22 protein-coding genes and 1 pseudogene are annotated in these 24,035 nt (G+C 63.8%); 11 read left to right on the top strand and 12 right to left on the bottom strand.

What is annotated here, in order from left to right:
* The first annotated feature begins 128 nt into the window (after positions 1-128).
* Entirely contained in the window at positions 129-1,112 is a 984-nt protein-coding gene (locus AC0V8S_RS09695; RefSeq protein WP_475437534.1) for an AraC family transcriptional regulator, read from the top strand.
* A gap of 6 nt (positions 1,113-1,118) precedes the next feature.
* Here the strand turns inward: AC0V8S_RS09695 and AC0V8S_RS09690 are convergent, their stop codons facing one another.
* The 7 genes from AC0V8S_RS09690 to AC0V8S_RS09660 all read right to left on the bottom strand — a co-directional run bounded on the left by AC0V8S_RS09690 (position 1,119) and on the right by AC0V8S_RS09660 (position 8,482).
* Positions 1,119-1,577 (bottom strand): nuclear transport factor 2 family protein, encoded by a 459-nt coding sequence (locus AC0V8S_RS09690; RefSeq protein ID WP_475437533.1) that lies wholly within the window; start codon positions 1,575-1,577, stop codon positions 1,119-1,121.
* Positions 1,578-1,678: 101 nt separating this feature from the next.
* Positions 1,679-2,764 (bottom strand): ABC transporter ATP-binding protein, encoded by a 1,086-nt coding sequence (locus AC0V8S_RS09685; RefSeq protein WP_475437532.1) that lies wholly within the window; start codon positions 2,762-2,764, stop codon positions 1,679-1,681.
* A 104-nt stretch (positions 2,765-2,868) separates the two neighbouring features.
* A complete protein-coding gene (locus tag AC0V8S_RS09680) occupies positions 2,869-3,975 on the bottom strand; it encodes an ABC transporter ATP-binding protein (RefSeq protein ID WP_475438595.1) in 1,107 nt (368 codons plus the stop codon).
* A 215-nt stretch (positions 3,976-4,190) separates the two neighbouring features.
* A complete protein-coding gene (locus AC0V8S_RS09675; protein WP_183463291.1) occupies positions 4,191-5,147 on the bottom strand; it encodes a carbohydrate ABC transporter permease in 957 nt (318 codons plus the stop codon).
* A gap of 1 nt (position 5,148) precedes the next feature.
* Entirely contained in the window at positions 5,149-6,054 is a 906-nt protein-coding gene (locus tag AC0V8S_RS09670) for a carbohydrate ABC transporter permease (protein WP_475437531.1), read from the bottom strand.
* 66 nt (positions 6,055-6,120) lie between these two features.
* Complete coding sequence (locus AC0V8S_RS09665) at positions 6,121-7,437, bottom strand: ABC transporter substrate-binding protein (RefSeq protein ID WP_183463299.1); 1,317 nt, start codon at positions 7,435-7,437, stop codon at positions 6,121-6,123.
* A 358-nt stretch (positions 7,438-7,795) separates the two neighbouring features.
* Positions 7,796-8,482: a TetR/AcrR family transcriptional regulator gene (locus AC0V8S_RS09660; protein ID WP_475437530.1), complete on the bottom strand. Its 687-nt coding sequence runs from the start codon at positions 8,480-8,482 to the stop codon at positions 7,796-7,798.
* Positions 8,483-8,534: 52 nt separating this feature from the next.
* On the opposite strand from AC0V8S_RS09660, the gene AC0V8S_RS09655 reads away from it, so the two are divergent.
* The 3 genes from AC0V8S_RS09655 to AC0V8S_RS09645 are packed head-to-tail and all read left to right on the top strand — an operon-like array spanning position 8,535 to position 11,027.
* Complete coding sequence (locus tag AC0V8S_RS09655) at positions 8,535-9,731, top strand: Tm-1-like ATP-binding domain-containing protein (RefSeq protein WP_475437529.1); 1,197 nt, start codon at positions 8,535-8,537, stop codon at positions 9,729-9,731.
* Between the two features lie 11 nt (positions 9,732-9,742).
* On the top strand, positions 9,743-10,606 hold the full coding sequence (locus tag AC0V8S_RS09650) for a phosphoenolpyruvate hydrolase family protein (RefSeq protein ID WP_183463306.1): 864 nt from the start codon (positions 9,743-9,745) through the stop codon (positions 10,604-10,606).
* Positions 10,607-10,610: 4 nt separating this feature from the next.
* Entirely contained in the window at positions 10,611-11,027 is a 417-nt protein-coding gene (locus AC0V8S_RS09645) for a cupin domain-containing protein (RefSeq protein ID WP_183463308.1), read from the top strand.
* Positions 11,028-11,213: 186 nt separating this feature from the next.
* Here the strand turns inward: AC0V8S_RS09645 and AC0V8S_RS09640 are convergent, their stop codons facing one another.
* Complete coding sequence (locus AC0V8S_RS09640; RefSeq protein WP_475437528.1) at positions 11,214-12,404, bottom strand: M24 family metallopeptidase; 1,191 nt, start codon at positions 12,402-12,404, stop codon at positions 11,214-11,216.
* Positions 12,405-12,771: 367 nt separating this feature from the next.
* Here AC0V8S_RS09640 and AC0V8S_RS09635 point away from each other — a divergent pair, with 367 nt between their 5' ends.
* From AC0V8S_RS09635 to AC0V8S_RS09610, 6 genes and pseudogenes are all read left to right on the top strand, one after another.
* On the top strand, positions 12,772-14,382 hold the full coding sequence (locus AC0V8S_RS09635) for an ABC transporter substrate-binding protein (protein WP_475437526.1): 1,611 nt from the start codon (positions 12,772-12,774) through the stop codon (positions 14,380-14,382).
* A 267-nt stretch (positions 14,383-14,649) separates the two neighbouring features.
* Positions 14,650-15,636, top strand: a complete 987-nt coding sequence (locus AC0V8S_RS09630) for an ABC transporter permease (protein WP_475437525.1) — start codon at positions 14,650-14,652, stop codon at positions 15,634-15,636.
* Positions 15,633-16,463 carry an ABC transporter permease gene (locus AC0V8S_RS09625; RefSeq protein ID WP_475437524.1) on the top strand — a complete coding sequence of 277 codons (831 nt, stop codon included), beginning with the start codon at positions 15,633-15,635 and terminating at the stop codon, positions 16,461-16,463. The genes AC0V8S_RS09630 and AC0V8S_RS09625 overlap by 4 nt, the downstream gene beginning before the upstream one ends.
* The gene (locus AC0V8S_RS09620; protein WP_475437523.1) at positions 16,460-17,257 is read left to right on the top strand and encodes an ABC transporter ATP-binding protein; all 798 of its coding nucleotides are present in this window, start codon (positions 16,460-16,462) and stop codon (positions 17,255-17,257) included. The genes AC0V8S_RS09625 and AC0V8S_RS09620 overlap by 4 nt, the downstream gene beginning before the upstream one ends.
* Positions 17,254-18,038 (top strand): annotated as a pseudogene (locus AC0V8S_RS09615) (ABC transporter ATP-binding protein). Before AC0V8S_RS09620 ends, AC0V8S_RS09615 begins: the two are co-directional and overlap by 4 nt.
* Entirely contained in the window at positions 18,035-18,541 is a 507-nt protein-coding gene (locus tag AC0V8S_RS09610) for an L-2-amino-thiazoline-4-carboxylic acid hydrolase (RefSeq protein ID WP_475437522.1), read from the top strand. The pseudogene AC0V8S_RS09615 and the gene AC0V8S_RS09610 overlap by 4 nt, the downstream one beginning before the upstream one ends.
* A gap of 63 nt (positions 18,542-18,604) precedes the next feature.
* Here the strand turns inward: AC0V8S_RS09610 and AC0V8S_RS09605 are convergent, their stop codons facing one another.
* The 4 genes from AC0V8S_RS09605 to AC0V8S_RS09590 form a co-directional block, all read right to left on the bottom strand.
* Positions 18,605-19,360: an ATP-binding cassette domain-containing protein gene (locus AC0V8S_RS09605; protein WP_183463322.1), complete on the bottom strand. Its 756-nt coding sequence runs from the start codon at positions 19,358-19,360 to the stop codon at positions 18,605-18,607.
* Entirely contained in the window at positions 19,353-20,414 is a 1,062-nt protein-coding gene (locus AC0V8S_RS09600) for an ABC transporter permease subunit (RefSeq protein WP_475437520.1), read from the bottom strand. The genes AC0V8S_RS09605 and AC0V8S_RS09600 overlap by 8 nt, the downstream gene beginning before the upstream one ends.
* Before the next feature lie 94 nt (positions 20,415-20,508).
* Positions 20,509-21,486, bottom strand: coding sequence for an ABC transporter substrate-binding protein (locus AC0V8S_RS09595; RefSeq protein WP_027043366.1), 978 nt, complete (start codon positions 21,484-21,486; stop codon positions 20,509-20,511).
* A 445-nt stretch (positions 21,487-21,931) separates the two neighbouring features.
* Positions 21,932-22,831: a sugar-binding transcriptional regulator gene (locus AC0V8S_RS09590; protein ID WP_475437519.1), complete on the bottom strand. Its 900-nt coding sequence runs from the start codon at positions 22,829-22,831 to the stop codon at positions 21,932-21,934.
* Between the two features lie 274 nt (positions 22,832-23,105).
* On the opposite strand from AC0V8S_RS09590, the gene AC0V8S_RS09585 reads away from it, so the two are divergent.
* Positions 23,106-24,014 carry a tagatose-bisphosphate aldolase gene (locus AC0V8S_RS09585; protein WP_475437518.1) on the top strand — a complete coding sequence of 303 codons (909 nt, stop codon included), beginning with the start codon at positions 23,106-23,108 and terminating at the stop codon, positions 24,012-24,014.
* The last annotated feature ends 21 nt before the right edge of the window (positions 24,015-24,035 follow it).

The raw sequence follows: 24,035 nt of genomic DNA, 5'->3' as shown, positions 1-24,035 counted from the left end.
ACCCGTTCCATGCCTTGCCGTGATGGCTTGGCTATGGGGCTGATCTCCGGCTTGTTTGCGGCGCAACATTTGGCTGCACTGCAACATAGGGAGTGACGGTCTGGAGTTTCCATGCTAGAAACCCCATTATGTTTGACCGTTCGTCCAAAATTCCGATCACCGGCGACCCGCTGACGGACATATTGCGCGGCCTGCGCCTCGACGGCGTCGAATATGGCCGCTTCGAGCTGAAGGAGCCCTGGGGCATCCAATTCCCGGCCCAGCCGGCGGCACGGTTTCATTTCATCGGCCGCAAAGGCTGCTGGCTGAAGCAGCCGTCCGGCGAATGGGTGGAGATCAATGCCGGCGATGCGATCCTGCTGCCGCGAGGTGCGGCCCATGTGCTTGCCAGCGAACCCGGCGCGCAGGCTTTGCCGATCCACGGCTATGAAGTCGAGGAGGTTTGCAAAGACGTCTACTGCATGTCGAACGAAGGCATGTCGGAGTGCTGCCGGCCGGGAACCCTGTTGTTCTGCGGCAGCATGTACTTCAATCTTGACGGCTTGCATCCCCTGCTCGGCATGATGCCGGATGTGATGCGTACACATGAGCTGGAGGCCTATGAGCCGGGCATTCCGCATCTGCTGGAATCGATGGCGCGCGAAGTGACGATGGAGCGCGTCGGCTCCGGCGGCATTCTGGCGCGGCTGGCCGACGTGCTGGCCGCCACAGTCATCCGCTCATGGGTCGAACGCGGCTGCGGCGACTCCTCCGGCTGGATCGCCGCCGTCAGGGACCGCGACATCGGCCGCGTGTTGGCCGCCATCCATCTCGAACCGGACCATGACTGGACGGTCGAGTCGCTCGCCCGCATGATGGGTGCTTCGCGCTCGGGCTTCGCCGAGCGTTTCGCCACCATCGTCGGCGAAACGCCGGCAAGATATGTCACCCAGGTCAGGATGCATCAGGCGCGGCAATGGCTGGTCCGCGACCGCATGAAAATCTCCGTCGTTGCCGCCCGCCTCGGCTATGAATCGGACGCCGCCTTCAGCCGTGCCTTCAAGCGTGTCATCGGCTCGGCGCCCAGCCATCTGCGCGCCGAGGAACAGGCCGACATCCGCCAGGCCGGATAACGCCGCTCAAGGTTGCGCGTTGCGTGTCTCCGTCCAGTCGACCATCAATTTGCGTTCGGCAAAGAGCCAGGCGCCGTCCAGGTTGACGAATTGGTCGAGATAGCGGATCGAGGCCAGCATCAGGGTTCGGTTCTCCCCCTTCACCGTCAGGTGATGCGCAATGCAGTAACTTTCGCCACTTGCCCGGTCGCCGTCGAGGTGAACCGTGCTCTGGCCATTGAAATGCGTGGTCGCCTGATACTGGTTCAAGTCGGCGAAAACCGGCGCGAGAGCGTCGCGGCCGTGGAGGACATAGGTCGGTTCGGCGGACCGGCTGTCCATGAACACGTGAAATGCCGTGTCTTGCGTGAACAACGCCATTTGTCCTTTGGCGTCCCGTCGATCGGCGCAATGAGCATAGGCGTCAATCAGGTTGCGGATCGCAAGGCGGTCGGCCGCCTCCTGGGGCGTGACTGCATTGACCATGCGCTATCCCTTATCGGACTGGCGGACATTGAAGCAGGCGAAAGCATGGCGTATCGGCGACGGCTTGTCGAGCACCGGACCGCAACAGCATCCCGCTGCATTCAACTCGCGTGGCGCAGGCTTATCCCGCTGCCCTTGTCGAACAGCACCACCTTGTCCGGGTTCCAGGCAAAGCGCACCGGCTGCTCGATGGCGACATCGGTCCTGGCCGGCACCGTGGCGCGCAGCGTCGTATCGCCGACCCGAAGCGTCAGGATCTTTTCCACGCCATGGTTCTCGACATCGTGGACGCGCGCTTCGACGGGAGCGCCGCTCTCGAGATAGACATCCTCCGGACGGATGCCGAAGACGAGCGGGCGACCATCGGTCGCCGCACTCGCCTTGGCTCCCCCTGAAAAGGGCAGTTCGAAATTCAACGGCGCCATCACAGCGCGGCCGTTCACCAGTTTGCCGTCGATGAGGTTCATCGGCGGCGAGCCGACGAAGCTCGCCACATAGGTGTCGCGCGGATTGTTGTAGATCTCATGCGGCGTGCCGGTCTGGATGATGCGGCCATGGTTCAAGACCCCGACCTTGTCGCCCATCGACATCGCCTCGATCTGGTCGTGGGTGACGAACAGGAAGGTGGCGCCGAGCTGCATCTGCAGGTTCTTCAGTTCCGTCCGCAGCGCCTCGCGCAGCTTGGCGTCGAGCGCCGACAGCGGCTCGTCCATCAGGAACACGCGCGGCTTGCGCACGATGGCGCGGCCGATCGAGACGCGCTGCATCTCGCCGCCGGACAGGCGGTCGGTCTTGCGGTCGAGCAGATGCTCGATGCGCAGTGTGCGGGCGGCGCGATCGACGCGATCCTTGATCTCGGCGTCGGGCAGCCGGCGGATCTTCGGCTTCAGCGGAAACTCAAGGTTTTCCCGCACCGTGTAGCGCGGATAGAGCGAGTACTGCTGCAGCACCAGCGCCACGTCGCGCTCGGCCGCACCCCAGTCGGCGACGTCGACACCGTCGATCAGAACCTGGCCTTCGCTCGGCTTCTCAAGGCCTGCGATCAGCCGCAGCGTCGTCGTCTTGCCGGCGCCCGTCTCGCCCAGCAGCACGAAGAACTCGCCATCGGCGATTTCGAGGTTGAGGCTTGTCAGCGCGGTGTGGCCACCGAACTTCTTGGTGATGTTCTTCAGTTCGATATGGGCCATGTTACCGTCTCAATTTCTGTTCGAGGGCGTCTGCCCTCCGCTATGGCTCCGGGCGTTCGATTGTTCGAAAGGCCAAATCGTTGGCCTTTCGTGTCCTCCGGCCATCACAATCTCACCCCCAATGACTTGCCGCTTGCCGTATCGAAGAAATGCGCCTGCTCTGGATCGATGCGGACATGGACCTTCTCGCCGGGGCCGGCGACATAGCCGGCCTTGGTGCGGGCGCGCAGCATCTTGGAGCCGACCTTGAGGTCGACAACGTCGAAGGAGCCGAGCGGCTCGATGATATGCGCCTCGACCGGTATGTAGCCGGGCGCGGCATCGCGCCGGACGAGCACGCCCTCGGGCCGGATGCCCAGTGTCAGCCCGCCATTGGCGGCGTGGCCGTTGAGCTTGGACAAGAGTTCACGCGGGAACTCGAAACCCGCGGGCGCATCGCCGATCGTCACAGTGGCGGCGCTGGCCGCGTCGGCAACGCTCGCGTCGGCGACGTTCATCACCGGACTGCCGACGAATTGGGCCACGAACAAATTGGCGGGGTGCGAATAGACCTCGTCCGGCGTACCGACCTGCTGGATGAAGCCCTCATGCATGATGACGATGCGGTCGGCGAGACTCATTGCCTCGATCTGATCGTGGGTGACGTAGATCGTGGTCGAACCCTGCTTGATGTGCAGCCGCTTGATCTCGGCCCGCATCTCCTCGCGCAGCTTGGCGTCAAGCGCACCGATCGGCTCGTCCATCAGCATCGCCTTCGGCCGCCGCACCAGCGCGCGGCCGATCGCCACGCGCTGCATGTCGCCACCGGAGAGCGCCGACGGCTTCTTGCCGAGCAGGTCGGTGATGCGCAGGACCCGGGCGACCTCGCGAACCGACTTGTCGACCTCGTCGCTGCCCATGCGCGTTGCACGCAACGGAAAGGCGATGTTCTCGAACACCGTCATGTGTGGGTAGAGCGAGAACGACTGGAACACCATTGCGATGTCGCGGTCGGCGGCCTTGAGGTGCTGCACCGGCTTGCCATCGATCAGGATGTCGCCCTGGTCGATCGTCTCGAGCCCCGCTATCGCGCGCAGCGTCGTCGTCTTGCCGCATCCGGACTGGCCAAGCAGCACGATGAACTCGTTGTCGGCAATAGCAAGGTTCAGATTGTGGATGACCTGGACGGCGCCGAAGAATTTCTCGATGCCGCGAAGTTCGATCTGTGTCACTGCCGGGCCCCCCCCATGCGCCGCCGCGCCGGTTTCCGCCGCGCGCTCCGGCGCGATTTTGGAGGTGACGTTGAAGCCGATTAGCCCGATCAGGATGATCGTCACGCCATAGGAATGCAGGCCAAGGCTCCACGGTTGGCAGAGCGCGACGATGCCCAGAACCATGAGTATCTGCGAAGCCGGCAAAAGGTACTTCTCATTGACCGCGCGAAAGCTCATTTGCGGATCGCTCCGAAGGTCACGCCGCGAAGCAGGTGGTTGCGCAGCAGGAAGGTGAAGATCGCGACCGGCAACAGGAACAGGAAGGTGCCCGCCGCGATCGTGGTCCAGTCCGGTAGACCGGAACCGATCTGGCTGGGGATGAAGGGCGGCGCGGTTTGCGCACGCCGGTTGGTCATGATCAGCGCGAAGGCATACTCGTTCCAGGCGGTGATGAAGCAGAAGACGGCGGTGGCGGCGATGCCGGTGGCAGCCTCCGGCAGCACGATCTTGAAGAAGGCCTGCATGCGCGTGTAGCCGTCGACCAGCGCCGCCTCCTCATATTCCTTCGGGATCTCGTCCATGAAGCCCTTCATCAGCCAGACCGAGAAGGACAGGTTGAAGGCGACGTAGAGAATGATCAGCCCGATATGCGAATCGTTGAGGCCGACCAGCCGGTACATCAGGAACATCGGGATCGCCACAACCACCGGCGGCAGCATGCGCGTCGATAGGATGAAGAACAGCAGGTCCGCCTCGCCGGCGATCTTGAAACGGGAGAAGCCGTAGGCTGTGAATGTTCCCATACCGACGGCGAGCACCGTGCTGATGATCGCCACGATCAGGCTGTTCATAAACCGGTTGGGATACTGCGAAAGCTGCACGTCCTTGCCGACCTTCAGCACCCGCTCGCCGCCATCATAGATGCGCTTCTCCCACCAAGGCGCGGCCTCGTAGACTTGCGGGTCGACGGCCTTCTGCATCTGCACGCGCTTGGTGAACAGACGGATGAACGGCGTGACCTCCGGCTGGAACAGCACGGTGGGCGGCACGGTGATCGCCAGTTCTTTCGGCTTGAACGCCGTCGAGGCGATCCAGTAGATCGGCGCCAGGAAGATCAGCGTCGCGATCAGCACCGAGACGATGGCGACGCGGTTGAGCGCGATTTCGCTGCTTGTACGAACTGCAGCCATCTCAACGCTCCTTCACCTTGTTGAGGTACTTGACGTAGAGGTTGGTGATGGCCAGCACCATGATCAGCACGATATAGGCCAGCGCGCAGGACTTGCCGGTGTCCCACTGCTGGAAGGCCTGCTTGTAGAGCCGGATCGCAATGAGCTCGGCGGTCGGCTGGGTCGTCATCGTGTAGGCGATGTCGAAGGTCTTGAAGGCTTCCATGGTGCGGAAGATCAGCGCGATCAAAAGGATCGGCGAGACCAGCGGCAAGGTGATGCGGGTGAAGGTGTACCACCAACCCGCGCGGTCGATCGCGGCGGCCTCGTAGAGATGCTGCGGCACGGCAGAGAGGCCGGCAAGCGAGAGCAGCATGACGAACGGCGACCACATCCAGATGTCGGTGATCGCAACGGCGTAAAGAGCGCTGTCGGGATTGGAGAGCCAGGCGAAGTCGCCCAGACCGAAGACGTAGTTAATAGGCCCCCAGGACGGGCTGTACAGCAACTGCCAGAACAGACCGACCACCGCTGCCGACATCATCATCGGCAAAAGCAGCAGTGTCGTGATCAAGCCCTTCATCGGAAAGCTGCGATTGAGCAGCAGGGCGAGGCCAAAGCCGACGATCATCTGGCCGGCCACGGAGACGATGACGTATTTCGCCGTGGTGACGAAATTCGACCAGATGTGATCGTCGCTAAGCAGTTCGCGATAGTTCTGCAGCCCGACGAACTGCCAGGGATCGCTGCGGTTCGCTGCGAAGTTCGTGAAGGAATAGCCCAGCGAGTAGATCAGCGGAAAGATGTTGAAGACGATCAGGAACGCCAGCGTCGGGATGATGAACACGTTGCGGATGGTCAGATCCGACCAGCCGCGCGCGGCGGCCCTTGAGGCAGGATCGAGATGGGTGAGGGCTACCGAAGCCAACGAGCGTCTCCCTGAAAACAGGAATGCCGGAGGGGAAATCCTCCTCCGGCATTCTGGCTGTGATGTTTACTTGTAACGATTGTACTTGGTGAACGTCGCCTTCCAGTCGGCGGCGGTCTTGTCGAGCGCTTCCTGGGCAGTGCCCTTTCCGCCGACCACGAACGGATAGATGTTCTGGTTCAGCTGATCGAGCACTTCGGCGTATTCAGGCGTCGCCCAGAAATCCTTGACCATGAACATCGTGTCGTAGAACGCCTTGTTGTAAGGCGTGGCCTTCTGAAAGGCGTCCGACTTCAGCACGGCCTGGCTGCAGGTGTAGCCGCCGAGCTCCGCCCACTTCTTCTGGGTCTCGTCCTTGATGAACCACTCCAGGAACTTCATCGACTCGTCCTTGTTCTTCGAATACGAGACGACTGAAATTCCCTGACCGCCGAGTGCGGCGAAGCGCTTGCCGTCCGGGCCGGCCGGATTGGCGAAGAAGCCCGTCTGGTCGGCAAAGGGGTTGGTGGCCTTGTTCACCAGCGGCGGGAAGAAGGCGAAGAAGTTCATGCTCATCGCGGCGAGCCCGCCGGTGATCGCCTGGTTGTCCTCCACGAAGAAGGTCTTGCCCCAGCCGGGAGGCGTGAACTTGTAGAGCTCCTTGTACATCTCGAGGCCGGCGACAGCCTCCTTCGAGTTGATGATGCCGTCGACCTTGTAGGTGGCGTAGTCGCCGAGATCGCCGCCATGGCTGAAGATGGCGCTCTCGACGCCCATCGCCATCGCGTCATAGGAATTGTCGGTGTAGATGGCGACGCCGTAGCGCTTCTGGTCCGGACGGTGGAAGAACTCGGCGATGTCGCGCAGCTGCGCGTAGGTCGTCGGCACGGCGAGGTCGTAGCCGTACTTGGCCTTGAAGGCTTCCTTCTCCTTCGGGTCCTCGAACCAGTCCTTGCGGTAGGACCAGCCGATCGCGTCGCCTTCCAGCGGGATCGCCCAGTATTTGCCGGAGCCGCCGGGATATTCGGCGTAGTACTTGATGGTCGCGGGGGCCATCACGTCGCCGAGCTTGTGCTGGTTGAAGAAGTCGGTCAGGTCGACGTAGTGACCTTGCGTCGAACCGGCGCCCAGCCATTGCGAGTCACCGACCACCATGTCGTAGGCGTCGCCATGCGCGTTGAACTCGGTGAAGGCCTTGGTCTGGAAATCAGGCCACGGCGTCGTCTGCACCGTGACCTTCACACCGGTCTCGGCCGTATAGTCGTTGACGAGTTCCTGCAGATAGTTCGCAGGATCCCATTCCGCCCAGAAAATGGTGAGTTCCTTGTCCTGCGCGTGGACGGATGTTCCGTAGGCAAGCGTCAGGCCGATACCAGCAAGCACGCTGGTCATTATCTTGCGCATAATGTTCCTCCCTGGTGCGCATTCTACCCTTGTCATGCGAGCCGGCAGCGTGGTCGGCCCTGGTAGTTCCTCCGGTGATGGCATTTCTCCGGTTTTGGGCCTCCTCGCCCTGCCGGAAAATGGATCGCAGCCCTCACTTTCGATCCGCTTTGTCGCTCCTAATCTGGTATTACCAATTCTAGATAGACGTCAAGTTCTTTCTTGAGCGATCGAGGGCGGTACGATAAGCCGTTCGGCGCAGCATCTGTCTGTTTTCTCTTGTTTTTCCTACTCCTTGATATGCAGTGGCCTTGTTTCCGGCTCCGTATCGCCATTAGGATCAGCATCCAGCTCAACTATCTGGTCGAACCAGATAATGTCATCCTGCACTTGGCGCCTTCTCTCCACCGATTGCCGAGTCGGCCATCGCGGCGCGCACCAGCACCCCGGCCGCCCATTGCGCGACGGACCTCGTCCCGCGGCTGTCCAGGCCCCAGATATCCTTGAGCACGATCAGCACCTCGACGCCGAAGATCAGCGACAGCGCCTGCGCCAGGCGCTTGAAATCGCGCGGCGGCAAGTGGCCCTTGAGCGGCGCGATCGCTTGCTGCAGCAGATCGACGCGATGACCGCGCGTGAAGGCCGGCTCGCCGCCCAGCGTGCCGGCCTGGCGTCGCGCCCATTGATCGAGCGACAGCTTCAGCGCCGCCTTGAACGTTGCTTCAAAAGCCTCGATGCGCGGCATGGCCGTGTCGAACAATTCAGCGACCCGGCGTTCGGCATCGAGAGAGGTCGACTGCCAGGTCAGGATTGGTCCCAACCCCTCGTCGACGACAGCCTGGACCAGTGCCGCCTGGCTAGGGAAATAGCGATAGGCGGTGGCACGCGAAACTTCCGCCGCTTCCGCCACCTCGCTGACCGACGGCGTGACGCCGGCCTGCATCAGCCGTGTCGCCGTCTCCAGCATCAGCCTTTTCGTGCGCGCCCGGGGTCCACGCTCGGCGGCCTCGCCGCTTCCCCGCTCGGTGTCGCCGCTTGCAGCAGATCGTTGACGTGAGACATTCATGTCAATATGATACGCGCGTCTCAAAAATTTGCAATAACCTTGGAAGGCGCCAATGAAGCGCATCTATGTGGTGGGCACCGCGGACACCAAGGGTGAGGAGCTCGCCTTCCTGGCCGATGCGATCGCCGCCACGGGCGCCGCCGTTTCACGCGTCGATGTCGGAACACGCGAAGCAACCATCCCCGTCGACGTCACAGCGGAGGAAATCGCCAGCCATCATCCGGACGGCGGCACAGCCGTGCTCGGCGGCAATGACCGGGGTGCTGCGGTTGCCGCCATGGGCGTCGCCTTCAGCCGCTTCGTCCAGTCGCGAAACGACATCGCCGCCGTGATCGGCATTGGCGGCGGCGGCGGCACGTCGATCATCACGTCGGGCATGCGCGCCCTGCCGCTCGGCCTGCCGAAAATCATGGTCTCGACGCTCGCGTCGGGTGACACGGCTCCCTATGTCGATGTCTCCGACATCATCATGATGCCGGCTGTGACCGACATGGCCGGGCTGAACCGGCTCTCCCGCGTGGTGCTGCACAATGCCGCCCAGGCGATAGCGGGCATGGCGGCAAGGCCGGCGCCGGCGCCCGACGGCAAGCCGTCGATCGGGCTGACCATGTTCGGCGTCACCACGCCTTGCGTGACGGCCATCGCCGACCAGCTTCGCACCGGATATGACTGCATGGTCTTCCACGCCACCGGCACTGGCGGCCGCAGCATGGAAAAACTGGCCGACAGCGGCCTGCTGTCCGGTGTCATCGACATCACCACGACCGAGGTCTGCGACCTCTTGTTCGGCGGTGTGCTGCCGGCGACACAGGATCGGTTCGGCGCGATCGCTCGCAGCAAAGTGCCCTATGTCGGTTCGGTTGGTGCGCTGGACATGGTCAATTTCTGGGCGCCGTCGACCATTCCGGAACTGTATCGGGGAAGACTGTTCTACGAGCACAATCCGAACGTCACGCTGATGCGCACGACGGCGCAGGAATGCCGCGCGATCGGCGAATGGATCGGCACCAAGCTCGCCCTCTGCGACGGGCCGGTGCATTTTCTCATCCCGGAAAAGGGCGTCTCGGCACTCGACATTGAAGGTGGCGCCTTCTTCGATCCGGAAGCCGACGACGTCCTGTTCGAAGCCATCGAACGCACCATCAGGCCGAATGGCAGGCGCCGCGTCACGCGCTGGCCGCTGCACATCAACGATCCCGAATTCGCCAGGGCGGCAACCGTCGCCTTCCTCGACATAGCCAGACACTGAGGTCCAAAAACATGCCCGCTATACCGCGCAAGGACATACTGAAGAAATTCCGGGGAATGATTGACAAGGGCGTGCCGATCGTCGGCGGCGGCGCCGGCACCGGCCTGTCGGCCAAAGCCGAGGAGGCCGGCGGCATCGACCTGATCATCATCTACAATTCCGGCCGCTACCGCATGGCCGGGCGCGGCTCGGCCGCAGGCCTGCTCGCCTATGGCAATGCCAACGAGATCGTCAAGGAAATGGCCTATGAGGTGCTGCCGGTGGTCAGACACACGCCGGTGCTGGCCGGCGTCAACGGCACCGACCCGTTCGTCATCATGCCGCTGCTTCTGGCCGAGCTGAAGACGATGGGCTTTTCCGGCGTGCAGAATTTTCCGACCATCGGCCTGTTCGACGGCAGCATGCGGCAGAGTTTCGAGGAGACCGGCATGGGCTTCGGGCTCGAGGTCGACATGATCGCCGAGGCGCATAAGCTCGACCTCTTTACCACGCCCTATGTCTTCAACCCGGACGAGGCGCGCGCTATGACAAAAGCCGGCGCCGACATCGTCGTCGCCCATATGGGCGTGACCACAGGCGGCTCGATCGGCGCCACCTCGGCCAAGTCGCTCGACGACTGCGTTGTCGCGATCGACGCCATCGCTGATGCCGCGCGCTCGGTGCGCAACGACGTTATCCTGCTTTGCCATGGCGGGCCGATCTCGATGCCGGATGATGCCCGCTACATTCTCTCACATGCCAAAGGCCTGCACGGCTTCTATGGCGCAAGCTCGATGGAGCGGCTGCCGGCGGAGGCGGCGATCGCGAGACAGACGGCCGATTTCAAGGCGGTGACGCTCGGTGATGAGAAAACCGCGAAGAAAAAGAAGGGATGAGACCATGACCGACAAGAGCAAGGTGTTTGTCTATCCGCAGGACGTCAGCGCCTTCGGTTTCGACTGGGGCAGGCTGGCGCTGACGGTCGCGCCTGAAGTGAATGGCGCTGAGCGTTTTTCCGGCGGCGTCGTCGACCTGCCTTCCGGCAAGGGCCACACCCGCCACAACCATCCAGGCGCCGAGGAAATCATTTTCGTCATCTCGGGCCATGGCGAGCAGATGGTCGAGGACGAGCAAGGCAATCCGGTGGTCGCCAAGGTCGGCCCCGGCTGCACCATCTATGTGCCGGAGAGCCGTTTCCACTCGACGCTGAACACCGGCGATGGGCCGATGCAGCTGTTTGTCGTTTACTCGCCGGCCGGACCGGAGCTGGTGCTGCGGGAACTGCCGGATTTCAGGTTGATTCCAGCGGGGCAGTGATCTTCCTCCCCCTCGATTGCGGGGAGGCCCCCTCATCCGGCCGCTACGCGGCCACCTTCTCCCCGTGGGGGAGAAGAGGAGAGCGCCAGCGCTGGCACCTCCTCTCCCCTCGGGGAGAGGTCGGATTGCCCCGAATTGCCCTTGCAATTCGGCTGGCAATCCGGGTGAGGGGGAGCGCCGTTCGCGCTAAGCCACCCCACCCCTGCTCCATCCCCGCCCCCGGTCCCCGAACATCACGTAACCAGCATCCGTCACCGCCAGCGTATCCTCCAGCTTGATGAAGCCTCGTGTCGGGTGAAGCATCGTCGTCTCCACCGACAGCACCATGTTCTTCTCCAGCGGCTTGGCCGCGTAGGTGCCTTCATAGGTGACCGGATGGTTGGTCATCAGGAATGGCGCCTCATGCGTGATCAGCCCCATGCCGTGGGCGAAGAAATCGGTATAGGGCGCCACCTTTGATTTCTTCAGGACGCCCTCGGCGTGCGAAATCATATCGCCGCCCAGAGTGCCCGCCTTGACCTTCGAGAACGCCGCCTGCTGCACCGTCTCGACCTCGGCCAGCAAATCCTCGAGTTCGGCATCCGGTTCGCCCAGAATGCCCATCCGGCAGAGGTCGCCAATATAGCCAAGATAATTGCCGCCGGAATCGATCGACAGCACCTCGCCCTTCTTCCACGCTTGTGGCGAGGCGGCGCGGTTGTGGCTGGAGCCCAGCGTCAGCAGGCAGTATTCGAAATGCGCGCCGCGATTGGTCTCCTCGCGCCGCAGATGCTCAATGATATCGGCCTTGGTCGTGCCTTCCCGAGCCCAGGCGATGGTCGCCAGCATGGAATCGGTGATCAGCTCGGAGGCGGTGCGCAGCTTCTCCAGTTCCGCGTCGGTCTTGATGGCGCGCATACGCTCCAGCATGTCGGTCGCATCGATCAGCTTGGCATCCGGCAACGCCTTGCGGATCAGCGTGTAGGCATCAGACGGCAGGAAGCCGGGCTCGATGCCGATGCGGGCACCCGCCTTGCCGATCTTTTGCAGATGTTCGACGGCGAGGTTGGCGGCATCGAGCGTGCCCCAGCAGGCGGCATGCAGCGTCGGCGTCCAGAACGGGTTGTTCTGATGCTCGCCGCCTTCCATGCGATTGCCGATATAGGCCGCATGATCCGGTCCGCCTTTTTCGTACACGACGATCGGCAGGTAGCGGCTGTGGCCGATCGCATCCATGGCGGCGAAGAAGATGAATTTGTAGCCGCCCAGCAGATACTGCGTGTTGTGCTTGGAGGTCGCGAGCAGCACATCGATGCCGGCCTCCTCCATCAGCCGGTCGACCCTTGCCTGATCGAACGGGATATTGCTGACGGCATTCTTGCCCGGCGCAATGTTCATCTCTCTCTCCCTGAATTTGCCTGGGATCGACGCTGCTCCGCTTCCAATCCCCTGGCTATCAATCAAATCTGCACCATTTTGCCCGTTCTGGTCTATCCAGAAATGCGCCGACAGCACGGCCTGACGGTCACCAAGTCATCATCCATCGTCTATCAGCGAAATCTGGTCCTACCAGATAGATGGAATTGAACCCGTTCTCTTGAACTGGTCCAGCGGACGAAAATTTCAAAGCCAAGCCAGGATGCGCCAATTCCGTCTCTGGCGAAACCCATGACAAGGCTCATAATCGCCGCCGCAAGGATGCCGGTGCCGGCATCCGAGGGGTGTTGTCGCGCCGATCGGGTCGCGGAGAGGACGGAGTTCGATCATGTCAGGTTTCACGATTTCCAGACGCAAAATGCTTGCCGGCTCGGCGATGCTGCTGGCCTCCACCGCCATGCCGATATCAGGCTGGGCGCAGACGCCGAAGAAGGGCGGCCGCCTGGTGCTCGCTGCGGATTCCGAGCCACGCAACCTCAACCCGGCGATCGTCGCCTCCAACGGCGTCTTCTTCATCTCCAGCAAGATCGTCGAGACGCTGGCCGAAGCCTCCTTCGACGGCAAGGACGGGCTTGCGCCACGCCTGGCGCTGAGCTGGGAAGGTGCCGCCGACGGGCTCTCGGTGACATTCAAGCTGCGCGACGGCGTCAAATGGCATGACGGCAAGCCGTTCACCTCGGCCGACGTCGCCTTCTCGGCGCTGCAGATCTGGAAGCCGCTGCAAAATCTCGGCCGCACCGTGTTCAAGGATCTGGCCAGCGTCGAGACGCCTGACGATCTCACCGCCGTGTTCAAATTCGCCAAGCCGACGCCATTCCAGCTGATCCGCAATGCGCTGCCAGCGCTGTCGAGCGTGGTGCCGAAACACGTCTACGAAGTCGGCAAGATCGAGGACAATCCCGCCAACAACGCCCCCATCGGCACCGGTCCATTCAAATTCGGCGAGTACAAGGCCGGCCAGTATTACAAGCTGACGAAGAACACCGATTACTGGGGCAAGGACGAGCCCTATCTCGACGAGATCATCTATCAGGTGCTGCCCGACCGCACGTCGGCTGCGAGCGCGCTGGAAGCGGAAGAAATCCAGCTCGCCGCCTTCTCCGCCGTGCCGCTGGCCGACCTCGACCGCATCTCCAAGGTGCCGGGCCTGAAGGTGATCACCAAGGGCTATGAGGGGCTGACTTACCAGCTCGTCGTCGAGATCAACCATCGCCGCAAGGAACTGGCCGATGTGAAAGTGCGGCAGGCGATCGCGCATGCCATCGACAAGGACTTCGTCGTCAAGACGGTGTTCCTCGGCTATGCCGCGACGGCAACTGGCCCGGTGCCGAAGAACGATCCGCAATTCTACACCGCCGACGTGCCGACCTATGCCTTCGATGTCGCCAAGGCCAACGCACTGCTCGACGAGGCCGGCTACAAGAAGGGCGCTGACGGCAACCGCTTCACGCTGAAACTTTTGCCGGCGCCCTATTTCAACGAGACCAAGCAGTTCGGCGACTATCTGCGCCAGGCGCTCGCGGCCATCGGCATCGACGCGCAGTTGGTCAACAACGACTCCGCCGCGCACATCAAGGCCGTCTATACCGACCACGCCTTCGACCTCGCGGTCGGCCCGCCGGTGTTCCGCGGCGACCCGGCGATCTCGACCACCATCCTGGTGCAGAGCGGCATTCCGGACGGCGTGCCGTTCTCCAACCAGGGCGGCTACAAGAACGACGCGCTCGACGCGCTGATCGCCAAGGCCTCGGAAACGCTCGACACCACGGCCCGCACCGACCTCTACAAGGAGTTCCAGAAAGAGGTGGCCGCCGACCTGCCGCTGATCAACGTCGCCGAATGGAGTTTCATCAGTGTCGCGCGTGATACGGTGGGCAATATTGCCAACAACCCGCGCTGGGCGGTTTCGAACTGGGCGGACACGTATCTGGCCGGCTAGTGTACTCTCAAGGCTTGCGCGTCGTGTAGTCGGGTGCTCAGCTTCCAAGGTGAGAGTTCTTTCGCGCCCCCCTCTGTCCTGCTGGACATCTCCCCCACAAGCGGGGAGACTGGCAGTTGCTGCGCCTCGCTCAATCCTGCAGCGTTGGAAATCGGCGAGGGCGGCAACAACGGCTGATCTCCCCCCAAGTGGGGGAGATGTCCGGCAGGACAGAGGGGGGCGCCGTAGAACTCGGCGCTTATCGCTTAGCCCTGGTGCGGCTTCGCCATGAACCGCGCCCTCACCCTCATCCGCCGTCGCCTCTTCGGCAGCATCTTCGTGCTGCTGATCGTCGTCATCGGCACCTTTCTGCTGCTCGAGGCCGCACCCGGCGATGCCGTTGACGCCTATATCGTCTCGACCGGTGGCGACGCCGGCATGATCGAATTGCTGCGCCATCGCTGGGGCCTCGACCAGTCGGAACTGACGCGGCTCGCCAACTATCTCTGGGCGCTGCTGCATCTCGATCTCGGCCAGTCAGTGACCTTCTCCAGGCCAATCCGCGACGTCATCCTCGAGCGCCTGCCCAACACACTGCTGCTGATGGTCAGTGCCACCGCGCTGTCCTTCGGGCTGGGTTCGGCGCTCGGCATCTATGCCGGCGCCAGGCCCAGCAGCGTCCGCGACCGCTTCCTGTCGATCGGCTCACTGGCGCTCTATGCGGTGCCGGGCTTCTGGCTCGGCCTCGTGCTGATCGTGGTCTTTGCCGTCGACCTGCGCTGGCTGCCGATCGGCGGCATCGAGACGCTGGCCTCGGACAAGACCGGCCTCGATCGCGCCGCCGACATCGCCATCCATCTCATCCTGCCGGTGGCTGCCCTCGGCTTCATCTACCTCGCGCTCTATCTGCGCATGATGCGCGCCGGCATGGCCGAGGCCTGGCGGCAGGATTTTGTGCTGGCCGCCCGCGCCAGGGGGCTTTCGCGCCGCCGCATCGTGCTGGCGCACGTCGCTCGCAACGCTCTCTTGCCGCTGGTCACCATGCTCGGCCTGCAGTCGGCGCAGATGCTTGGCGGCAGCGTCGTCATCGAGAGCGTGTTTTCCGTGCCCGGCCTTGGCCGGCTGGCGCAGGAAGCGGTGGCTTCGCGCGACACGCCGCTGCTGCTCGGCATCATCCTCGTCAGCGCCGTTCTCGTCATCGTCATCAACCTGCTCGTCGACATCGCCTATGCCTTCCTCGACCCACGCGTTGGCGCCAGCGAGGCCGGCGCATGAACCCGCTCCGCCGTTTTGTGCGCGCGCCCGAGGCGATCGCCGGCGCCGCCCTTCTGACTGCACTGGTTGCAATGGCGCTCATCGCGCCGCTGCTTTTCCCCGGCGATCCACAAGCGATTGCCGGGCCAGCGCTGTTGCCGCCCTTCCAAAGCTGGTCGCTGCCGCTCGGCACCGACCGGCTCGGCCGCGACGTGCTGGCCGAACTCGTTCACGGCGCCCGCACCTCGCTCGCTGTCGGCCTTGCGGCTGCCGCTGCGGCACTTGCCATCGGCTCAGTGGTCGGCACGCTGGCCGGCTTTGCCGGCGGCCTCGTCGACGAGGTGCTGATGCGTATTACAGACGCCTTCCAGACCGTGCCGAGCTTCCTGCTGGCGCTGGCCTTCGTCTGCGTCGTCGGGCCGTCGCTCGGCGTCGTCGTTGCTGCAATAGCGCTCGGCACCTGGACCGGACCGGCTCGAATTGCCCGCGCCGAAGTCCTCTCCATTCGCGAACGCGACTATGTCGCCAGCGCCCGTGCCATCGGCATGCATCCGCTTGAAATCGCCTTTCGCGAGGTGCTGCCCAACGCCTTGCCGCCGGTGCTGGCGATGTCGTCGGTGATCGTCGCCGCCGCGATCCTCACCGAAGCGGCGCTGTCCTTCCTTGGCCTCGGCGACCCCAACCGCGTCACCTGGGGCGGGATGATCGCCGAAGGCCGTGCCGTTCTGCGCACCGCCCCCTTCCTGTCGATCGTGCCGGGTATTGCGCTGGTGCTGACCGTGCTCGGCGTCTATCTCGCCGGCGAAGGCATCGTCGAGACGACGGCGGTCAAGAGAGGCCTGTCGTGACCGCTCTGGCTTCAATCCGCGACCTCACAGTGACCTACCGCCGTGACGGCAGTGCGGTGGCGGCGCTGAAGGACATCAGCTTCGATATCGTCGCTGGCGAGCGGCTGGCCATCATCGGCGAAAGTGGCTCCGGCAAGAGTACGCTGGCGCTGGCGATTGCGGGATTGCTGCCGGCATCTTCGGCGGTTGGCGGAAAAATTGAATGGCCCGGCCTTGGCCGAGCACCCCTCCTTGGCCGCGACATCGGCTTCGTCTTCCAGGACCCATCCGCCAGCCTCGATCCCGTCATGGCCATCGGCAAACAGATCGCCGAAGTCGCCCGCACCCATCTCGGCTTCACCTGGTCCCAGGCATACGCGAAAGCCAAAACCCTCCTCGAACGCGTCCGCCTGCCCGACCCGGACTCGGCCCTGCATGCCTTCCCGCATCAACTCTCCGGCGGCCAGAAGCAGCGTGTGGCGATTGCCGCGGCGATCGCGGCCGGGCCGAAACTGCTGATCGCCGACGAGGCGACCAGCGCGCTCGACACCATCGTGCAGGCAGAGATCGTCGCCTTGATCCGGCAGCTGGTGGCCGAGGACGGCATGACGCTGCTGTTCATCAGCCACGATATCGCACTCGCCGCCGAACTCGCCGAACGTATCGCCGTGTTCCGCCATGGCCAACTAGTCGAGCTTGGCGCGACGGCACAGATTGTCAGCGCCCCAACGCAAGCCTACACCCGCACCCTGCTGGACGCCCATATCGGCCTCGACGCCGCACCCTTGCTGAACCGGGCCGGGCTGCACGCATGAGCCTGCTCGCCGTGTCCAATCTCACCAAACGCTACCGTCGCGGCGGTGACACCGTCATCGCCGTCGACGATATCTCTTTCATATCGAGCCCGGCGAAACACTGGCATTGGCCGGCCCTTCCGGCAGCGGCAAGTCGACGATCGCCCGGCTGGTGCTGCGCCTGATCGAGCCGGACGCCGGACGCATCGACTTCGAAGGTGATGATTTCCTGGCCTTGAGTGACGCTGCGCTCAGAGCACGCCGCGCCCGCCTGCAAATGGTGTTCCAGGATCCGCTTGCTGCCTTCAATCCACGCGCCACCGTGGCGCGTGTGCTCGACGATCCCTTGCGCATCCATGGCATCGCCTCCCGCGCCGAGCGCCCGCGCCGCATCGCCGCCTTGCTCGAGCGCGTCGGCCTGACGGCCGATCTCGCGCCGCGCGCCATCCACGAAATCTCCGGTGGCCAACGGCAGCGCGTCGCCATCGCCCGCGCCATCGCAACGAAACCATCGCTGATCGTACTAGACGAGGCCGTGTCGGCACTCGACGTTTCGGTGCGCGGCCAGATCCTCGACCTGTTGCTTGACCTGCAAAGGCAGGAACGGATCGCCTATCTCTTCATTTCCCATGATCTCGGCGTCGTGCGCGCCGTCGCCCACCGCGTCATCCTTCTCGATGCCGGGCGGATTGCCGAAAGCGGCGATGCCCGCGCCGTCATCGACGCACCGCAATCGGCCATTGGCAAGGCGCTGGTGGCGGCAGCACCAAGATTGAACAGAACCAGCAGGCAGGTACCATGACCGACCCGGAAGCCAGAGCCGAGAAACTGTCGCGTGAACTCGATTCCGCCTTCCGCAACCGCGCCGATCTCTACCGCCTGTTCCTCGAAGAGCTCACCGGAGAGCTGGGTTCCGACAAGGCCAAGGCGATCATGATTCGCACCATCGAACAGCGCGGCAAGGAAGTGGCGGCCGCCGCCTTCGCCAGCTTCGGCGCCAACGATGCACGCGCCATCGGCGAGGCCTTCCTGGCGGTCAGCCCGGATGGCGGCCTGATGTATCCGACCGATGTCGAACGCGGCGACAACCGCATCGCCTTCAAGGTTAAGCGCTGCCCACTGAAAGACGCCTGGGTCGAGGCTGGCGTTGGCGACGAAAGGCTCGCCACGCTCTGCCGCATCGCCGGCGCCTTCGACCGCGGCCTGTTCGAGGCGACCGGCGTGCGCTTCGACAACGTCACCTGGACGCCTGGCCACGGCTCAGGCTGCTGTCACATCGCGCTGACGAACCGGGATGCCGGCTAAGCAATCGATGGTCTAACCGTGTCGAGGTTAGGTCAGCCCGGCATCATCTCAATATCAATGCACCTAACCGCCGACCATCAGCTTGACGACTTCGTCATGATTGGTCTCGGAGATCTTGCGCTCGCCGGCCTGGACGCCGCGCCGCAGCACGACGATACGGTCCGAGACGGCAAAGATGTCCTGCAGATTATGCGAGATGAAGATCACGCCGCGCCCCTGTGCCTTGAGCTGGTGGATCAGTGAAATCACCTTGCGCTGTTCCGGTACGCCAAGGGCGGCGGTCGGCTCGTCCATGATCAGGATCTGCGCATCCCAGTAGACGGCGCGGCCGATGGCGACGGCCTGGCGCTGGCCGCCGGAGAAATTACTGACCGGAGCCTCGAGCCGGCTGACATGGAAGTCCAGCCGCCCCATCGTTGCCTTGGCCGCCTCGGCCATGGCCTTGCGGTCGAGCACCGGCAGGAAGCCGAACGCCTTGCGCATCGGTTCGCGGCCAAGGAAAATGTTGGCGCCGATCGACAGATTGTCGGCAAGCGCGAGATCCTGGTAGATCGTCTCGATGCCCTTTTCGCGTGCTTCCTGCGGCGTCGAGAACGTGACCGGCTGGCCTCGCAGCAGGATTTCGCCACCCGTCGGCTGGAACACGCCCGATATCGCCTTGATCAGCGTCGTCTTGCCGGCGCCGTTGTCGCCGGCCAGCGCCACCACCTCGCCCGGCCGCACGGCCATGGAGAAGTCGTTGAGCGCACGCACGGCGCCGAAATGCTTCGACAGATTCCGGACTTCCAGCAAGGGGCCGTTCTGGTTGGTGCTATTCATCCTGACGGGCTCCACTGAACCGGCGCTGCGCCTGGTCGATAAGAACGGAAATGATGATGACGACGCCGACGGCGATGAACTGCCAGAACGGTTCGACATTGACGAAGACCAAGCCGTACTGGATGACCGCGATCACCAGCGCGCCGGCGACCGTGCCGAAGATGGTGCCGGAGCCGCCGAACAGGCTGGCGCCGCCGATCACCACCGCCGCGACGCTGTCGAGCAGTAAGGGCTCGCCGGCCTGTGCAGCACCCGCCGTGAAGCGCGCGGCATAGAGCGCGCCGCCAAGGCCGGCGCACATCGCCGACAGCACATAGAGCCGCAATATGTGCCCCCTGATGTCGATACCGGCGCGGCGCGCCGCCTGCACATTGGCGCCGATGGCGTAATTGTGCTGGCCGAACCGGGTCTGGCTGAGCAGGTAGTGCATGACGATGACGAAGATGGCAGTGATCAGCACCAGATAGGGCACGCCGTAGAACTTGCCGTTGCCGAGCAGTGCGAACCAGGAATTCTGCACCGGCACGGTGGTGCCGCCGGCAAGCAGGAAAGCGGCACCGCGTGCGACGCCGAACATGCCGAGCGTGCCGATGAAGGGCGGAACCTTGAGCCGCGAGATCAGCAGGCCGTTGATGACGCCCGGCACGCCGGCAACGATCACCGAGGCGAGGATGCCCGCCAGCATGGCCAGCGGCAGGGGAATGGCCGCGCCCGCCATATTGGTGGCATGCGCGGCGATGACGGCGGCCAGCCCCATGATGAAGCCGAGCGACAGGTCGATGCCGCCCGAAATGATGACGAAGGTCTGGCCAGTCGCCAGCAGCAGCGGCGCCACGGCGAAGATGGCGATGGACTGCAGGTTGAACGGATTGAGCACAAAAGTCGCGCCGAAGGCGAGCCGCGACCAGATCTCGAAACAGATGAGCAGTCCGGCGAGGAACAGCCACGCGCGGCCTTCGGCGATGCGTGCGATCAGGCTGCGGGCCGGATCGCCGTGATCGGCCTGAGGGGCGACATGCTTCTCGGCAGGCTGGGCTGGTGATGTCGAGGTCATGGATACTCCGCGGCGCCTTCAAACAGGTCTCGACTGGCGAGGACCTAATGCAGGCTCCTCCCGGCGGACCGGGAAGAGCCGAGCTGGTCTGGACTTACTCGGAGTAGAGATACTTCGAGATGTTTGGATCCGCGATGTTGGACTTGTCCATGATCGTGAAGCCGGTGCCGATGGTGACCGGGATCGAATGGCCGGTCAGGTGGGCATAGGCCGAGACGACGCCGTAATAGCCGATCTCGGCCGGATGCTGGGCGATCGCCACGTCGACCAGACCGGTGTTGATGTTGTCGACGATGCTGGTCGGAGCATCGAAGGCGACGACCTTGACGGTGCCGGTCTGGCCAGCCTGCTTGACGCCGTTGGCGGCACCCAGAGCCGAGAACAGATTGGCGCCGAAGACGCCGACCAGGTCGGGATTGCGGGCGAACACCGCTTGCAGCTGCGAGGCCGCCTTGTTGGCGTCGTCGTCATTGAACTGTGTCTCCAGCACGGTGATGCCCGTATGCTTGGCCATCTCCTTCTTGAAACCTTCTTCGCGCTGATCGGTGGTCGAGATGCCGGGCTTGACGTTCGACACATAGACCTTGCCCTTGTCGCCAATGGCGGTGGCAAGGGCGCGCGCGGCAATCTCGCCGCCGAGCACATTGTCCGAGGCGATATAGGCCAGCGGGAAATCGGCATCGCCGGCGCCGGTCTGGTAGACGCCGCTGCCGATGAAAGTGTCGACGGTGATGACCGGGATGCCGGCATCATTGGCCTTGCGCAGCGGCTCGACCAACTGGACCTTGTCGGTCGGCGCGATCAGGATCGCATCAGGCTTCTTGGCGATGACAGCGTCGAGCACCGGCACCTGCGTGACCGGGTTGAAGTCCGGCGCACCCTGGAAAACCAGGGTCACGCCAAGCGCGTCAGCCGCCGCCTGGGCGCCCTTGCGCATGGTGATGTAGAAGCCGTCGGTGGTGAGGCCCGGAATGAGCGCAATGGTGTATTTCTTGTCCTGCGCCTGTGCGGGCGCGATCAGCACCGTCGCACTGACGGCGAGCGCCGCGAGCGCGGCAACAATCTTCTTCATGACATCCTCCTCATTATTGGCAGATCTGCCGTTGCAAGTGACATTGGAATGGCCGTCATCCGTTCGGATGCCGACGGCCGGTAACGCCTGTTGCCTTTCGCGGGCAGCTCCTCCCAAGCGCCCTCCAGTCGATATGTCGGCCGGTCAGTCGCCGGCGCACCTGGTCACAGCCCCGTTCCTCAGCCTCCGCGAGGTTCGGCAAACTGTGCCCCACGCCTCGCCTTGCCGGCGGGCGTTCGAACTTGTAACACTTTGCAGAAATAAATTGCAACTCGGTTTTTCCGAGCTGACAGCGCCGGGCTTTTCACACCGTAAAACATCCGACTGCTCCGCAGAGCCCCTGGCCAACTATCGCCCGGGGCTTTCGGCGACACAATCGGTTTTCGTGGCCGCAACCTTGGATCGCCCGGAGCCAGCAACGCGGTAGCGTCCTGCCGCTCTATCGCTACGCGAGCGCCGCGAGGATGGCCTGCGCCGTCTTGGTATCCGTCACCAGCGTGTTGATGAGACCGGCGCGAACGGCGGCAATGACTGCCGTCGCCTTTTCCGGCGACGCGGCAAGACCGATGACCAGCGGCACGGCGCGCAGCTGCGCCGGCGACATGGCGATCATCCGGCTCTCGCCTTCCCAGGCGATCAGCGCGCCTTCGGCATCGAAGTAGTGGCGAAGCACGTCGCCGGCGGCATGAACCAGCGCCTGCTCGCTCGGCGTGGCGGCACTCGCCTCCGGGGCATTGATGGCATGCGGCAGGCCGATGCCGACGATCGCGACATCGGTCCGCTCCCACAGAGCGACGGCATCGCGGATGGCGGTGTCGCGCAGGAAAACCTCGCGCAGTTCGCTGGACGGCAGATAGGGCGCATGGATGAAATGCGGTGTGCCGCCGAACTCCTCGGCGGCGAGCCGCACGAATTCGTTGACCTGAAAATGCGCCGCCTGCTGCTGCATGCCGCCGGTGGCGGCCACGGTCAGCACGCCGGGCATGCGCGGCAGGCCGGCCCGGATGACCTCGCGCACGGCGCGCCCCCAGCCGATGGCGACGACGGAGCCCGCCACCAGTTGCGCCTGTCTGAGCAGGCCGCCAAGCGGTGCCGCGAGCGCCGCCAGCGTGCCCGCCGCCGGCGTCTCGACCACCGCGGCATCCCGCAATTTCAAGCCATCGATCAGCTGTCTGGTGATGTCCTCCGGCGTCGCCAGGTCGAGAACCTCGATGCGGACAATGCCCTCGGCCCGCGCCCGCTGCAGCAGGCGCGAAATCGTCGCGGTGGAGACGCCGAGCCGGCGAGCGATATCGACCTGCGACATCTCCTCCACGTAATGCAGCTTGGCCACGGTGTGCAGCATCGTCCGCGATGCGGTCGCATCCTGGATGGAGGGAACAGACAGCTTGCAATTCCTTTCAGCAACGTGTTACACACGCATACGCCGACGGGAGTTATCGCGCAAATCCAGCCAACTCGCAACGTGCGCTGCTGCCATGCCGCGAGGCCGGCGAGGCGCTTTCTTCGAGGCGATGGCACGCCACGGCGTCCTGCCGGCAAGGCAGGCAGAACTGTACATCGTTGTTTCCACGGGATCCGCGCTCTCGGCAAGAGAGCGCCAACATCGGATTGAGACCATGACGAAGATGACCACCGCGGAACTGCGCGGCTATCAGCAGATATGCGGCAAGGACGGGGCCATGGTGGCCATCGCCTGCGACCAGCGCGGCGGCATGCGGACCTTGCTGGCGTCGGACCCGGACGAACAGGCCAAGATCACCAACGACATGCTCGGCGACACCAAGGCCGACATCACGCGCTACCTCGCCAGTGCGGCGTCCTGCGTGCTGCTCGACCCGCTCTGCGCGGTGCCGCGCATTGTCGACGAAGGCGTGTTGAACCGCGATACGGCGCTGCTCATCGGCCTCGACGCTTCCGGTTTCGACGTCTCGCCCGAGGGCTACCGCTTGTCGCGCCTGGTTCCTGACATCGACGCGCGCCGTGTCCGCGCACTCGGCGGCACCGGCGGCAAGATCATGGTGTATCTGCGGGCCGACAAGCCTGAAGCCAACGAGCACAACATCGCCATCCTGCGCCAGTGCATCGCCGATTTCGCGCAGGAGGACCTGCTGCTGGTCGTCGAGTTCCTAACCTATCAGCTCGATGAGGAAAGCCCCGAGGACTATGCGGCCAAGACGCCATGGCTGGTCGAAGAAGGCACCAGGATTTCGCTGGAATGCGGCGCCAAGGTGCTGAAGCTTCCCTACCCCGGAACGCCGCAAGCCTGCGCCAACATCACCAAAATGGCCGGCGAGGTGCCGTGGGCGGTGCTTTCGGCCGGCGTCAACCACGCGACCTTCCTTGGCCAGGTCGAGATCGCCATGCAGAATGGCGCCTCGGGCGTCATCGCTGGCCGCTCGCTGTGGAAGGATTGCATCTCACTCGATCGTGACATCCAGCGCGAAAGGCTTAAGACCATCGCAGTGCCGCGATTGCGTGAGATCCAGGCCGTGATCGGGCACTACCGGCAGAAAGCCGCTGCTTGATAGTCGAATTTAGATCACGCG

This window comes from Mesorhizobium oxytropidicola, from assembly GCF_056174625.1.
The sequence above is the reverse complement of the archived record's forward strand: the minus strand, read 5'-3'. Positions and strand labels throughout refer to the sequence as shown.